13 protein-coding genes are annotated in these 14,782 nt (G+C 56.8%); 7 read left to right on the top strand and 6 right to left on the bottom strand.

Translation table 11 applies throughout. The features are described from left to right. Positions 1-7 precede the first annotated feature (7 nt). Genes U5K34_RS11840 through U5K34_RS11830 form a run of 3 tightly spaced genes read left to right on the top strand, consistent with a single transcriptional unit; the run spans position 8 to position 1,827 of the window. A complete protein-coding gene (locus U5K34_RS11840) occupies positions 8-697 on the top strand; it encodes an inner membrane-spanning protein YciB (RefSeq protein WP_322568604.1) in 690 nt (229 codons plus the stop codon). Beyond that, positions 697-996 carry a YciI family protein gene (locus U5K34_RS11835; RefSeq protein WP_322568603.1) on the top strand — a complete coding sequence of 100 codons (300 nt, stop codon included), beginning with the start codon at positions 697-699 and terminating at the stop codon, positions 994-996. The genes U5K34_RS11840 and U5K34_RS11835 overlap by 1 nt, the downstream gene beginning before the upstream one ends. A gap of 30 nt (positions 997-1,026) precedes the next feature. Next, positions 1,027-1,827 (top strand): peptidylprolyl isomerase, encoded by an 801-nt coding sequence (locus U5K34_RS11830; protein ID WP_322568602.1) that lies wholly within the window; start codon positions 1,027-1,029, stop codon positions 1,825-1,827. Between the two features lie 75 nt (positions 1,828-1,902). Here U5K34_RS11830 and U5K34_RS11825 read toward each other — a convergent pair whose 3' ends face one another. From U5K34_RS11825 to U5K34_RS11805, 5 genes are all read right to left on the bottom strand, one after another. Continuing rightward, positions 1,903-2,655 (bottom strand): ABC transporter ATP-binding protein, encoded by a 753-nt coding sequence (locus U5K34_RS11825; RefSeq protein ID WP_322568601.1) that lies wholly within the window; start codon positions 2,653-2,655, stop codon positions 1,903-1,905. Next, a complete protein-coding gene (locus U5K34_RS11820; RefSeq protein ID WP_322565523.1) occupies positions 2,648-3,415 on the bottom strand; it encodes an ABC transporter ATP-binding protein in 768 nt (255 codons plus the stop codon). The genes U5K34_RS11825 and U5K34_RS11820 overlap by 8 nt, the downstream gene beginning before the upstream one ends. A gap of 3 nt (positions 3,416-3,418) precedes the next feature. Beyond that, a complete protein-coding gene (locus U5K34_RS11815) occupies positions 3,419-4,555 on the bottom strand; it encodes a branched-chain amino acid ABC transporter permease (RefSeq protein WP_322568600.1) in 1,137 nt (378 codons plus the stop codon). A gap of 9 nt (positions 4,556-4,564) precedes the next feature. Then, entirely contained in the window at positions 4,565-5,581 is a 1,017-nt protein-coding gene (locus U5K34_RS11810; RefSeq protein WP_322568599.1) for a branched-chain amino acid ABC transporter permease, read from the bottom strand. 123 nt (positions 5,582-5,704) lie between these two features. Next, positions 5,705-7,042, bottom strand: a complete 1,338-nt coding sequence (locus tag U5K34_RS11805; protein ID WP_322568598.1) for a substrate-binding protein — start codon at positions 7,040-7,042, stop codon at positions 5,705-5,707. 234 nt (positions 7,043-7,276) lie between these two features. Here U5K34_RS11805 and U5K34_RS11800 point away from each other — a divergent pair, with 234 nt between their 5' ends. The 4 genes from U5K34_RS11800 (at position 7,277) to U5K34_RS11785 (ending at position 12,438) form a co-directional block, all read left to right on the top strand. Continuing rightward, the gene (locus U5K34_RS11800; RefSeq protein WP_322568597.1) at positions 7,277-8,869 is read left to right on the top strand and encodes a helix-turn-helix domain-containing protein; all 1,593 of its coding nucleotides are present in this window, start codon (positions 7,277-7,279) and stop codon (positions 8,867-8,869) included. A gap of 257 nt (positions 8,870-9,126) precedes the next feature. Then, positions 9,127-9,519, top strand: a complete 393-nt coding sequence (locus tag U5K34_RS11795) for a response regulator transcription factor (RefSeq protein ID WP_322568596.1) — start codon at positions 9,127-9,129, stop codon at positions 9,517-9,519. Next, positions 9,509-9,715 carry a hypothetical protein gene (locus U5K34_RS11790; protein WP_322568595.1) on the top strand — a complete coding sequence of 69 codons (207 nt, stop codon included), beginning with the start codon at positions 9,509-9,511 and terminating at the stop codon, positions 9,713-9,715. Before U5K34_RS11795 ends, U5K34_RS11790 begins: the two co-directional genes overlap by 11 nt. Positions 9,716-9,729: 14 nt before the next feature. Further along, entirely contained in the window at positions 9,730-12,438 is a 2,709-nt protein-coding gene (locus U5K34_RS11785; RefSeq protein WP_322568594.1) for an ATP-binding protein, read from the top strand. Positions 12,439-12,695: 257 nt separating this feature from the next. On the opposite strand, the gene ligA is transcribed toward U5K34_RS11785, so the two are convergent. Continuing rightward, positions 12,696-14,711 carry an NAD-dependent DNA ligase LigA gene (gene ligA / locus U5K34_RS11780; RefSeq protein WP_416224095.1) on the bottom strand — a complete coding sequence of 672 codons (2,016 nt, stop codon included), beginning with the start codon at positions 14,709-14,711 and terminating at the stop codon, positions 12,696-12,698. Between the last annotated feature and the right edge of the window lie 71 nt (positions 14,712-14,782).

Genomic DNA, 14,782 nt, shown 5'->3' with positions numbered 1-14,782 from the left:
GACTGCCATGAAGTTTCTGTTTGATTTTTTCCCCATACTGCTGTTTTTCATCATCTACAAGCTGTATGGCATTTACCCGGCCACCGCCGTGGCGATTGCCGGTTCGATTTTGCAGAACGCGTTTTACTGGTATCGCCATCGCAAGTTCGAAAACATGCACCTGGTGACTCTGGGGCTGATCATCATACTGGGTGGCGCCACCTTGTTGTTCCAGAACAAGACGTTCATCATGTGGAAGCCCACCGCGGTTTACTGGGCCTTTGCCATTGCCTTTATCGCCAGCCAGTTCATCGGGGAAAAGCCGCTGATCCAGCGTATGATGGGCCATGCCATCGAAGTACCGCCGCGCATCTGGCGTAATGCCAATTTCAGCATGGCCCTGTTCTCGGTGTTACTGGGGGTCGCCAACCTGTATGTGGCCAACTTTTATTTCGTGGCCGAACAGGCCCTGATCGCCGCCAGTGAACAGGCAGTCAACCTGGAAAACTGCGCCGCCACCTATAGCGGCACGGCGGTGGAACTGTGCCGGCAGGCCAAATCCATGGAATCCATCTGGGTCAACTTCAAACTTTTTGGTATGCTAATCCTGAGTGTCGTCTTTCTGATCGGCCTCGGTGTTTATCTCTCCTTGCACGTCAAGGACGAAGAAAACAAGGACGAACTGGCAACCTCAACCGAACCGGGTAACGACGCCTGATGTTATACGCCATTATCGCCCAGGATAACGACAACAGCCTGGAACAACGTCTGGCCTCGCGCCCGGCACACGTGGAGCGCCTGCAGCAGCTCAAGGATCAGGGGCGCCTGATTCTGGCCGGCCCGCATCCGGCCATCGACAGCGAGGATCCCGGCCCGGCCGGTTTCAGCGGCTCGTTGATCGTCGCTGAATTTGCCTCGCTGGAGGATGCCCGGCAGTGGGCCGATGCCGATCCCTATGTCGCCGCCGGCGTCTATCAATCCGTTACCGTCAAGCCTTTTAAGAAGGTGTTTCCGTAGCCACATTCATCAAGTTAAGGAATCTCGATTATGTTTAAACCCAATACCTGCTCATCCGTCTTTGCGCTCATCGCTGCCGCCCTGTTATTCAGTGGCACAGCATTTGCGGCCGATCCGGTCGCTGTGGTCAATGGCGAGCCGATCTCGCAGCAAACCTACGAGCGGTATCTCAAATACCGCAGCCAGCAACAAGACGGGCAATCCGGCCAGGTCAATCGCGAAGCGTTGATCAATGAGCTGGTTAACCGTCAACTGCTGTTGCAGGAAGCCAAAGAACAGAAGCTGCATCAAAACCCGGACATCGCTTTTCGCATCAAGCAGCTGGAAGCCGACGCGTTGATCCAGGCCCTGATCCAGAAACAGGCCCAGAGCAGCCCGATCAGCGAAGACGAGCTCAAAAAGGAATATGAACAGCGTGTTTCCGCCAGCAATGCGAAAGAGTACAAGGCCAGTCACATCCTGCTCAAAAGCGAGCAAGAGGCCAAAGACGTCATCAAGGAACTGGACAGCGGCGCGGTATTTGCCGATGTCGCCAAGGCCAAATCCACCGGGCCCACTGCCAAAAACGGCGGCGACCTTGGCTGGTTCAACGCCAATCAGATGGTCCCGCCCTTCACTCAGGCCGTGGCCAGGATGGATAAAGGCAGCTACAGCAAAACCCCGGTCAAGACCCAGTTCGGCTGGCACGTCATCAAGCTGGAAGACGAACGCAAGGTCACTCCGCCCAAGTTCGAAGAAGTCAAGGAGCAGCTGCGCAGCATGAAAGGCAACCAGCTCATCCAGCAATATGTTATCCAGCTTCGACAAGACGCCAACGTCGAAATCAAGTAAACCAAAAAGCCCCGCAATGCGGGGCTTTTTTCTATCCTCAGTCGGTCGCGGCAACAACCGTTTCAATAACGCCTTTTAAAGCGCAAGATACTGATGACGCAGTTCGGTATTATCCAGTACCTCCTGGGCCGAGCCATCGAATACGACCTGCCCCATATCAAGAATGACTGCCCGATCGGCCAGCTCCAGTGCGGCAATGGCATTTTGCTCCACAATGATGGTGGTAATGCCCAGTTCCTTGATACTCTGGACGATCTTTTCGATTTCCTTGACGATGACCGGCGCCAACCCTTCGTAGGGCTCATCGAGCAATAGCAGCTTGATGTCGCGGGCCAGAGCACGAGCGACTGACAGCATCTGCTGTTCACCACCGGAGAGCGTGGTGCCCTCCTGATGACGACGCTCGCCGAGACGCGGAAAATGATCGTAGATACGCTCCAGCGACCAGCCAACGGGTTTGGCAATTTGCGCCAGTTTGAGGTTCTCCTCCACCGTAAAACCGGGAATAATGCGCCGGTCCTCCGGCACCAGGCCCACACCGGCCTGCGCCGCCTGATAGGACTTCATGGTATGCAGGGGCTGGTGATCCAGCCAGACTTCACCATGACGCAGCTGAGGGGAACCGATCTGTGCGATGCTGCGCAGTGTCGAGGTTTTGCCCGCCCCATTACGCCCCAGCAGCGCGACGATTTCCCCTTCGCGCACATCGAAGTTGACCCCCTGCACGATATAGCTTTCGCCGTAATACGCATGCAGGTTCCAGCAGGAGAAAAAGGCCGGATCGGAGCCGGTACCGCGAACGGTATGTTTTTCAGCCTGTTTACTCATTGTGGGTACCTCCCAGATAGGCTTCCTGGACCCTGGGGTTGCCACGGATCTCATCCGGTGTTCCTTCGGCGATAATCTGGCCCTGTGCCAGTACCGAGATCTTGTCCGCCAGGGAAAACACCACCTGCATGTCGTGCTCGATGATCACCTTGGTCATCCCCCGCTCCTTGATGTGCTGCAAAGAGGCGATGGTCGCATTGGTGTCGGCGCGCGACATGCCGGCAGTGGGCTCATCCAGCAAAAACAGTAGCGGGTGCTGCACCAGGCCCATGGCCAGTTCCAGGCGACGCTTGTCGCCGCGCGACATGGTGGCCGCGTGCATGTGCTTTTTCTCGAGCAGGTTCATCTCCTTGAGGGCCTGCTCCGACTCGTGCAGGATATCGGTTTCGGCATCCATGCGCACAAACGGATTGAGTTTGAACGAGCCATCGCGTCTGGCCAGCGCCGGAATCATCACATTCTCCAGTACCGTCAGATCGTGGAAGATCTCCGGCGTTTGAAACACCCGTACTACCCCGGCCTGATTGATCTCGTGAGCGGATTTGCCGGTAATGACCTCGCCGTTAAATGTCACGGTACCGCGATCCGGTGCCAGCCGACCGATACAGACATTCAACAGGGTGGACTTGCCGGCCCCGTTGGGGCCGATAATGGCGTGGGTCTTGCCTTTTTCCACTTGCAGATTGACATCTTTCAGGGCATGCAGCCCGCTGAAGCTCTTGTCCACGTAGGCAATGTTTAAAACGATATCCGATGCCATGGGTCAGTCCTCCACCTGTGAGCTGTCCGCTTCATCGGACCCATGTTTTCTCGCTCGCCAGCGTCTGGCGATACGTGACAGACCATCCATCAGCCCCCCGGGCAAAAAGATCACGATAATCATGAACAGCGCACCGAGTGTCAGATGCCAGCCTTCGCCAACAAAGGGGTGAACGATGGTGACAAGGAAATTCTCGATAAAGCCCGGCAGGAACGAGAAAGCCTCGTGCAAGGCGGACTCATTGAATGCGGAAAAGATATTTTCCGAGTATTTAATCAAAGCCGCACCGATGATCGGGCCGAGCAGGGTTCCCGTTCCACCGAGGATGGTCATCAACACCACTTCACCGGAGGCGGTCCACTGCATGCGCTCGGCTCCGGCCAGGGGATCGGTCACGGCCAGCAGCGAGCCGGCCATCCCGGCATACATGCCGGAGATGACAAACGCCCACAGCAGATACGGCCGGGTGTTGTAGCCGGTGTACTGCATGCGGCTTTGATTGGATTTGATCGCACGCAGCTTGAGACCGAAGGGTGAGCGGAAGATCAATACCGAAAGATAAAATCCTAAAATCAACATCACCGCCGAAAAATAAAAGGCCGGATAACCCTGCATGCCGATGCCAAACAGCGAACCGATGGGTGAACCATCATGAGCAGTACCCAGCATGTTGTCGATGATCCGCGGATCGTCGCGCAGCACGCGCAGTCCGGTTTCACCATTGGTAATGGGAGTCAATACCGAATAGGCCAGTTTGTAACTCATCTGCGCGAAGGCCAGAGTGAGGATGGCAAAATAGATGCCACTGCGGCGCAGACTGAGAAAGCCGATCACCACCGCAAACAGCCCGGCCAGCAGGGTGGCCAGGATCACCGCCGGAATAACATTCAGCGAGAGCAGCTTGAACGACCATACCGCCGTGTAGGAGCCTACCCCGAGAAAAGCCGCGTGACCGAAGGACAGGTAACCGGTCAGGCCGAACAGAATATTATAGCCGATCGCAAACAGCCCGAAGATGGCAAACTTCTGCAGCAGATCGGGATAACCCGCACCGAAGGGTTGTAACCACAACGGCGCCAGCAAAACCACGGCGGTGAAGCCCAGCATCAACAACCTGTCATTACGTGAAAGACTGAACATCTTCACCGCTTATTCCTCCATTACACCTTTCTGGCCCATCAACCCGCGTGGGCGAACCAGAAGCACAATTACGGCAATTAAATACACAATGATTTGATCCAGGCCGGGTAACACCGACTTGATCTCGTTCATGGAGGCAAAGGACTGGAGAATGCCCAGCAGAAAACCGGCTGCTACCGCCCCGGGCAGGGAGCCCATGCCGCCCACTACCACCACAACGAAGGACAGCACCAGAAACTCCATGCCCATGTGATAGTCCGGTGGCACGATGGGTGTATACATCACCCCGGCCAGGCCGGCCACCACCGAGGCAATACCGAATAATATGGTAAATCGTCGCTCCACGTTGAGCCCCAGCAGGCTGACCGTCTCCCGATCCGACATGCCGGCACGCACCACCATGCCAAAAGTGGTATAGCGCAGAAAAGCAAATACCAGCCCGATAACCAGCAGGGAAAACAGGAAGTACACCAGCCGCCAGTACGGATAGGCCACCGATTCCCCAAGGCCCAGCCAGACACCAATCGGCGCGGTACCCGACAACATTTCCGGTGCCGGGGTGGGAATGGGGTTGGCACCGTAAAAGGTCTTGATGACCTCCTGTATCACGATGGCCAGACCGAAGGTCACCAGGATCTGTTCGGCATGCGTGCGCTTGTAAAAGAACTGATACAGACCACGCTCAAGCACCAGACCGATCAGCAACATGACCGGTATAGCCAGAAAAATCGACAGGGGCACCGCCCAGTCGATAATCATGCTGCCGGTATCGCCCCACCAGATCTCCAGGTAGGGGACTTCCTTGTAGGCATCGAAGAAGGTGACGCTCTCGTCCTTTACCTTCCTGGAGATGGTCAACAGCTGCTGGAAGCTGACCGCGCAAAAGGCGCCGAGGGTGAATTTGGCGCCATGGGCAAAGTTAACCACACCCAGACTGCCAAATACCAGAGTCAGCCCCAGTGCGATCAGGGCATACGCACTACCCTTGTCCAGGCCATTGAGGATCTGCAGTACAAATGCATCCACGTTACATTTACCGATTTCGTTAAGCTGACAACGATGACCTGTCGGCTTATACCGGCAGGTCGCAAATAATCAGACACCGGCCCGCAAATCGGGCCGGTGCCTCGGGGTAAGACCGCAAACGTTTTATTTGCAGCTACCCAGTTCCCCGCCGAAGATGGAGGGATCGTACATGACCTGCTCGGTCGGTACCTGTTTGACCACCTTCAACAGGTCGAACTGGTTGGAGGGGTTATCGTTACCCTCTACCACCAGCACCGGCTTGAAGCACTGATGGTCAGCACCACGATACAGCGTCGGGCCGTTGCCCAGGCCGTCGAACTGGAAGTCCTCCAGCGCACTGATCACCTCACAGGGATAGAAGGTGCCCGCGGTTTCCACGGCATTGGCATACAGCAAGGTCTGCACATAGCAGGTATGCGCCGCCTGCGAGGGCGGAAAGCCATACTCCTGGCCGAAGGACTTGACGAAGGCCTGTGAAGCCGCGTCCTGCAACGCCCAGTTCCAGTTAGTACTGCCAAGGATCCCCTTGATGTTCTCGCCGGCACCCTGTGCCATCAGACGTGAGAACAGCGGGACCACGATCTGGAAGTCCTTACCGTTGACCTGCTTGTCGCGCAGACCGAACTGCACGGCCTGGGTCAGGGAGTTGACCATGTCCTTGCCGTAGTGGTTGAGGATCAGCACGTCCGCACCGGAGTCCAGCACCGGGGTAATGTACTGGGAGAAGTCACCGGCACCCAGCGGCGTGCGAACGGTTTCAACCGTCTGCCAGCCCAGCCCTTCGGTAGCGTTCTTGATGGACTCCTCCTGGGTCCAGCCCCAGGTATAGTCGGCCGTCAGATGGTAGGCCTTGCGATCAGTGCCATAACGCTCCCCGAGCACCGGTGCCAGGGATTGGCCGGACATATAGGCATTGAAGAAATGACGGAAGCCGTATTTACGCTTGTCCTTGCCGGTGGTGTCATTGGAATGGGTCAGACCGGCCATGAACATCACCCCGGCCTCGTGACACAGCGACTGTACCGCAACGGCCACGCCCGACGAGGAACCACCGCTGATCATCAGGGCGCCGTCTTTTTCGATCATGCGCTTGGCCGAGGCACGTGCCGCGTCCGACTTGGTCTGGGTATCGCCGGTCACATAATTGACCTTCTTGCCCAGGATACCGTTGCCCTGCAGGGCCATCGGTTTCATGGTATTGAGCATACCGCCGTCGCCTTCACCGTTGAGGTGTTTGACGGCCAGCTTGAAGGCGCGCAACTCGTCAGCCCCCTCATCGGCATAAGGCCCGGTCTGCGGAACATTAAAGCCCAGGGTGATCGCCGCGGCTTTGCCGGGGTTATTGACGAAATCCTGCGCCCAGGCATTGCGAACAAAAACGGTTGGCGCCATACCCGCGACACCGAGTGCTGCCGTTGACTTGAGAAAGTTACGACGCTTCTTGTTGAAATCATCACTCATAGTCTGGTTCTCCTCCAGCTGGTGTGGATTGGTAAATATTTCCTCCTGCCCCGAGGTCACGAGAAATACAAGCGACGAGCCCCGGTGTGTGGCGATATTGCTCCGCAACTGTAGAGCGGCCTGTAAACTAAAGCAATAACTGTTTGATATGAATGCCAATACATTGTAAATTCATGGCTCGAATTTTCGACTCTTATGTAAATAATTGACAACTTTCGCGAGGCGATACCGCTCATGACTGCAGCTGCGATTGGTTACAAGATCCGCGAGCGACGCAAGGAACTGGGTATAACCCAGGCCGCCCTGGCCAGGGAGCTGGGAATTTCCGCCTCTTACCTGAACCTGATCGAGGCCAACAAACGCGCGGTCGGCGGCCGACTCGCCACCCGACTCGCCGGCGCCCTGGACCTGGAGGTGGGGGAACTGACCGGCATCACCGAGCAGCGCCTGCGCGACGATCTGGGCGAACTCGCCGCGGACCCGCTGCTGGGCCACATCGATCTCGAGGCCAACTACGCCGATCAAATCATTGCCCGTAACCCCAACTGGGCCCGCCTGATCCTGGCACTGTATCGCGCCTACCTGGACAGTAACCAGGCGCTCTCCCTGTTGAATGATCGCCTGAACCAGGATCCGTGGTTGCAAGCCACCATGCATACCATCCTCACCCGGATCACCAGCCTGCGCTCCATCTCCGAGATCCTGATCAGTGACGGCACGATTGACCCGCCGCAGCGCAACCGGTTTGAAACCATGCTGCATAACGAGAGCACCCGGCTGACCGACACGACCCAGGAGCTCGTTGCGCATTTCGAAGAGCAAAACAATCTGGATCCCTCGCTGGCTGCTGCCGAGCAGGTGGACGATTTCATCATTGGCGAGCGCAATTACTTTCCGGCAGTGGAAGAGGCCGGGCTGCAACTGCGAAGGGAACTGGAGCGCCTCGACAGAAGCAACATTGATGCGGCACTGGTGAAGTATCTCGAAGAGAAGTTTGCTATCCGAATCCAGACCAACGCTTATGATCAGTCCCCTAACGCACTGTGGCACAACCAGAGCTATTTCGATAAAGACAACCGGGTGCTCTGTTTTCTGGCCAACGCCCCGCCCACCACCCGGCGTTTCCAGACCATGCGGGTTGCCGCGCAACTGAGCTTTGGGGATACCCTGAATTCCCTGGTCGCCGATCCCAGATTGACCACCGACGCCGCCCGGGCCCGGGCGCGGGGGGCGCTCGCCAGCTACCTGGCCGGTGCCGCGCTGTTCCCCTACACGTCCTTTCTGGAAGATGCAGAACGCCAGCGTTACGACATCGAGATATTGCGCCAGAAATACGAGGCCGGCTTTGAGCAGATCTGCCATCGGCTGACCACACTGCGGGCACCCGGGGCCGAAGGGGTGCCATTCGCATTTTTGCGCGTCGATCCCTCGGGACATATTTCCAAACGCTTTCCCCTGTTTGGCCTCTCCCTGCCGCGCTTCGGTCATGCCTGCCCGTTGTGGCCCGTGTTCAGCGCCTTCCAGACACCCGGTCGGGTGGTTCGTGAGCTGGGGGAGTTCCACAACGGCAACCGTTTTTTAATGATCGCGCGTACGGTCACCAAACGTGCCGCCACCTTCCGCGCCCGGCCGGTCATGTTCTCGGTCATGCTGGCATGCGAGGTGCTGCATGCCGATCGGACGATCTATGCCGAGGGCATCGACCTGCGTGCCCCCGGGGCGGCCGTGCCGGTGGGGTCAACCTGCCGCCAGTGCCAGCGGCTTGACTGCCAGCATCGCCAGGAACCGCCCATCACTTCGGGGCGCGCGGCCCGCCAGACGGTCTGAACAGGCGTTCCGAATGCCAGTCCAGGGAGATTGCTTCGCCACGTTGTTCCTTGCAATGACACCACTATTTTGGTCATTGCGAGCAAAGCAATCTTTTGAACAAAGTGATCAGGCATTCGGAACGCTTATACAGGGCATCGAGCATTCAAATCGGGCACGGTTACTGATAGATTGTGTTGACAAACACCCGCCTTTGGCTGACCGGGCGGGAAAGAAATGCAAATCGAATAATGACATCCTGGAAAGGGAGGCCGTGCGTGAGCGGACAGATACTCATTGCTGAAGATGAACCTTATATCGTCGATGCACTCAGCTTTATCCTGCGCCAGGCCGGCCACACAGTGACCGCCGAATCCGATGGCAGCGCGGTGCTGGAGGCGTTGCGCAAGACCCGGCCCGATCTGCTCATCCTGGATATTATGCTACCGACCAGAAATGGATTCGAGCTACTCAAGGAACTCAAAGCCGACGAGGAATTCAGACAACTACCGGTACTGGTCCTCACAGCCAAGGGTCAGGCCAAGGATCGCGCCATGGCCGAGCAGCTCGGCACTGATGCTTTCATTGCCAAACCGTTTTCCAACGCCGAGGTACTGCAGTGCGTGGAACGACTGATCGGACAGTCACAGAGCGCGGCGTATGATCACTAGAGCCCCCAAAAGTGCGGCATCGCTGCTCGCGCTGGGTATTGCGCTGCTGCTGCCGCCGCTTGCGCTGATTTTTGCCAGACAGATTACTCTGTGGGGGATCCCCTTGCCTGTATTTTATATCTTCGGGCTCTGGCTGGTATTGATCATCGGGATATGGCTGATATCGCGACAGCTGAAGCCCGACTCCACCGGCTAAGCAGTTAGCAGAACATGCTCAGTACCAACTTCGTCCTGCTTATTGCTCTCGCCTATGTGGTGATATTATTCGTTCTGGCGTTTGTCAGTGAACGTCGGGCCCGGGCCGGCCGTGATCGGCTGTTGCGTTCCCCCCTGGTGTATACACTTTCCATTTCTGTCTATTGTACGTCCTGGACGCTGTTCGGTGCCGTCGGCTCCGCGGCCCGTAACGGACTGGAATTCGCCACGATCTATCTGGGACCAACACTGGTGTTTGTCGGCTGGTGGTTCCTGCTGCGAAAGCTGGTGCGAATCGGGCATGCATACCGCATCACCTCGATCGCCGACTTGATCTCCTCGCGCTTTGGCAAAAGCGCCGTACTGGGCGTTCTGGTGACCTGTATTGCCGTGATTGCCGCAACCCCCTACATTGCCCTGCAGCTCAAGGCAGTAACAGCCAGCTTCGAAGTATTCAATCTGGCCAGCGACAACAGTGCTTCCACTTCCATCATTGCCGATACCGATCCGGGTTTTTGGGTCGCACTGACCATGGTACTGTTCACTATCCTGTTTGGAACTCGAAACCTCGATGCCAATGAACATAACCCGGGAGTAGTGGCGGCCATTGCCTTTGAAGCGATTGTCAAACTCTTCGCCATTCTGGCCGTGGGCCTGTTTGTTGTTTTCGGGATCGCCGGCGGGGTGAATGAGGTCTTTCAATTGCCCACGGCCGAGCGCATCATTTATGACAATGAGCTGTTCGGCTGGCGCTGGATTAACATGATGGTGCTCTCGGCCATCGCCATTGTTTGCCTCCCGCGCCAGTTTCAGATTACCGTGGTGGAAAATTCCGATGAAAACCACCTGCGCACCGCGGCATGGGCCTTTCCCCTGTACCTGTTTTTAATCAGCCTGTTCGTGTTGCCCATCGCCATTGTCGGGACCGCCCTGCTGCCGCAAGGAACGAACCCGGATATGTTTCTGCTCACTCTGCCATTGTCGGCTGATCAGAATCTGCTGGCATTACTGGCCTTTATCGGCGGCTTCTCCTCGGCCACTTCCATGGTCATCGTCTCGAGTATCGCCCTGTCCATTATGGTCTCCAATCACATTATCGTGCCACTCCTTCTGCGTATGCCACGCCAGAACCTGAATACCAGTGGAGACATCAAACATCTCATGTTGATTACCCGACGCATCTCTATCGCGGTGATCCTGTTACTCGGTTATCTTTATTTCCATCTCAGCGGCGAATCCGACGCGCTGGCGGCCATGGGACTGATCGCCTTCGTCGGTGTCGCCCAGTTCTTCCCCGCTATGCTGGGTGTGTTGTACTGGCGTAATGCCACCACCAGAGGAACGATTGCCGGCCTCTCCGTCGGCTTTATCCTGTGGATCTATACCTCATTCATCCCGAGTCTCAGCGAAGCCGGCGGCGCGCTGACCTCACTGGTCGAATACGGACCATGGGGGATTGAACTGCTCAAGCCCCAGGCGCTGTTCGGACTGGAAGGCATGGACCCGCTGGTTCACTCGGTATTCTGGAGCCTGGGCAGCAACGCCGCGCTGTTTGTCCTGGTGTCGGTATGGACGACGCACCGGCCACTCGAGAAACTGCAAAGCGCATTATTCATTGATGTATTTCGCAATCTGGTGGGCAGCGAAGCCCAGGTGATACACCGCCACGCGGCAATCAAGGATCTATACAAACTCACCCAGCGCATTCTCGGCCCGGCGGAGACCCACAAGCTTTTCGAGGAACTCACCGGCGGCGAGTTGATCCTGCAACAACTCCCTCCCCTGGATGCCAAAGGCATCGCGACTATCGAGCGGCGTCTGGCCGGTAATATCGGTGCCTCCACGGCGCACGCACTGGTCTCCCAGATTGCCACCGGTGAAACTATCAGCATGGACGAGATCATCAAACTGGTGGATGAAACCCAGCAGGTCGTCGAGTACAGCCACCGCCTGGAACAACAATCAATACAACTGCAAGCCACCGCCGATGAGCTACGCAGTGCCAATCTGCGCCTGCATCAGCTCGACGCCCGGAAGGACGAATTTCTCAGCCAGGTCAGCCACGAAGTCCGTACCCCCATGACCTCCATTCGTTCTTTCGCCGAGTTGTTATTGAACATCGACGCGCTGTCCAACGAACAATCCCAACGGTTCATCCGCATCATTCATGAGGAAAGCCTGCGACTCACCCGACTTCTGGATGAAATCCTTGAGATGAGTCACCTGGAACAGGGCCATCTGCAGATCGAATCGACTCCCGTCAATCCGGAAACTCTCATCGATCGCGCACTGGATACCTGCCACGGCCTGGCGGAACAACACCAGGTAAGGCTCGTTAGCGGCGAGCGCGCCGCGCTTGCGCAGGTACGCGGCGATGCCGAACGACTCTATCAGGTACTCATCAACCTGCTAACCAACGCTATCCTGTATAACACCAATCCCCAGCCGTGGGTCCAGGTGGAAAGCCGAAACATCGGTAGTCATTACGAACTGGATATCATCGACAACGGACCGGGCATTGCGGATATCACACAGGTATTTGAAAAATTCAGCCGCGGCAACCAGAACGCCGCCAATCCTCACGGCAGCGGGCTCGGTCTTGCCATCAGCCGCCGTCTTGTCCAGAAAATGAACGGCGAACTGGCTATCGTTAACAGCAGCGACCGGGGAACCCGTTTCAGACTACGATTGCCGCTGAACGACGAAAAGACTGGCGGCGATTGATATTTTGGCAGTTGGCAGTTGGCAGTTGGCAGTTGGCAGTTGGCAGAAAAATAGTCCCGTCGTTCTTGATTTGAATCAACTTGCTAACTACCAGGAAAAATATTCACCACGAAGGCGCGAAGTCACGAAGTTTTAATTATTTATTCTTCGCGACTTCGTGCCTTCGTGGTTTGCTTTTCAGTTCCGCACCATTGGCATCCCGATCATTTTTCGATGAGAGGTAGGCCGGACATAGCGCAGCGGTGTCCGGCAACTTGCTATTTAATCAAATCCAGAAATGCCGCCTCATCCAGAATTTCCACACCCAGCGATTCCGCCTTGTCGGCCTTGGAACCGGGATCGGCACCGACCACGACATAATCGGTTTTTTTGGAAACGCTGCCGGTCACCTTGGCGCCGAGTGCCTGCAGCGCGGCTTTCGCGTCGTCGCGGCTCATGCTCTCAAGTGTGCCGGTCAAAACAAATGTTTTGCCATTGAGCGGCAGTTCCTCGGCCGGTTTGACTTCAATAGTTTCCCAGGTCACACCCGAGCGGATCAGTTTTTCGATCACTTCCTGGTTATGTTTCTGTTTGAAGAAGGTCAGAATACTCTCGGCGACGATGGGGCCGATATCCGGCACCGCCATCAACGCCTCCTTGTCGGCCTTCATCAGGGCATCCAGCGAACCGAAGTGATTGGCCAGTGAACGTGCTGTCGCCTCGCCCACATCATGAATCCCCAGCGCATAGATAAACCGTTCCAGGGTTGTGTTGCGGCTTTTTTCCAGAGCGTCGATCAGATTCTGCGCCGACTTGTCGGCCATGCGTTCCAGCTGTACCAGTTGGTCTTTCTCCAGGCAAAACAGATCGGCCGGATCATGCACATAATCTTCATCCACCAGTTGATCCACCAGCTTGTCACCCAGTCCCTCGATATCCAGGGCACGACGTGAGGCGAAGTGTTTGAGCGCCTGCTTGCGCTGGGCGGCACAATAGAGGCCACCGGTACAATAGGTGACCGCTTCCCCTTCATGGCGGACGGTTTGTGAGCCACAGACCGGGCAGGTTCTGGGCAGGTGGTATTTTTTCAGTTTGCCTTCACGTTTGGATTCGACCACGCTGACCACCTGCGGAATCACATCCCCGGCGCGGCGAATGATAACCGTATCGCCGACGCGCACATCGAGGCGATCGATCTCGTCCTGGTTATGCAGGGTGGCGTTGCTGACCGTGACACCGCCAACATGCACCGGTTCGAGACGCGCCACCGGGGTCAACGCGCCGGTTCGCCCGACCTGCACGTCGATGCCGATCAGTCGGGTCATCTCCTCCTGGGCGGGAAACTTGTGGGCAATAGCCCAGCGCGGGGCCCGGGAGACATAGCCCAGTGCCTGTTGTTGATCCACGCGATTGACCTTGTAGACCAGCCCGTCGATCTCGTAATCGAGATTGTCGCGTTTTTCCTGCATTGTCTGGTAGTAATCCAGACAGCCCTGGATCCCCTCGACCACCCGGGTCTCGGGGTTGGTGCGCATGCCCCATTCACGTAACTGTTCCAGAATTGCACTGTGGCGATCCGGCAGCTCGGCGCCCTCCACCAGCCCCGCGCCGTAACAAAAAAACGATAGCGGACGTTTGGCGGTGAGCCGCGCATCGAGCTGACGCAGGCTGCCGGCAGCAGCGTTACGCGGATTGGCGAAGGTTTTCTCCCCGGCTTGTTCGCGCGTTTTATTGAGCTGCTCAAAACCCTGCCTGGCGATGATGACCTCGCCGCGCACCTCCAGACGTGCCGGGTAATCGGAACCCCGCAGCTTTAGCGGAATCGTCTCGATCGTGCGCACGTTCTGGGTGACGTCCTCCCCGGTGGTACCGTCACCACGGGTGGCGCCACGGATCAGTTTACCGTTTTCATACAACAGACTGATGGCCAGTCCATCGAGCTTTGGTTCCACGGCATATTCAATGGTATCGACCTGCAGCTTCTCCCGGGCCCGGCGATCGAATGCCTGGACCTCATCCTCATCAAAGGCATTGCCCAGCGACAGCATCGGCAGTTCGTGTTTGACTTCCTCAAAGGCGGATAACGGCGTCGCACCAACCCGCTGGGTCGGGGAATCGGGGGTGACCAGTTCAGGATGCTCGGCTTCCAGATCCTCGAGCTCGCGCATCAGGCGATCGTATTCCGCATCCGGGATCTCGGGATCGTCCAGCACGTAATAGCGGTAATTATGATAATCAATCTGCTCGCGCAGCTCGTTGATACGGTGCCGAACTTTGTCGCTGGCATTCATTATGCGTGACACTCTGTATTTGAGATTATTCTGTAGAACAAACCACGAAGTCTCGAAGACACGAAGAAGTAAAA

The sequence above is a fragment of the Thiohalophilus sp. genome, from assembly GCF_034521165.1.
In the GTDB taxonomy this organism is placed as follows: domain Bacteria; phylum Pseudomonadota; class Gammaproteobacteria; order UBA6429; family Thiohalophilaceae; genus Thiohalophilus.
Note: the sequence above shows the minus strand (reverse complement) of the source record. Positions and strands in the feature narration are given on the sequence as shown.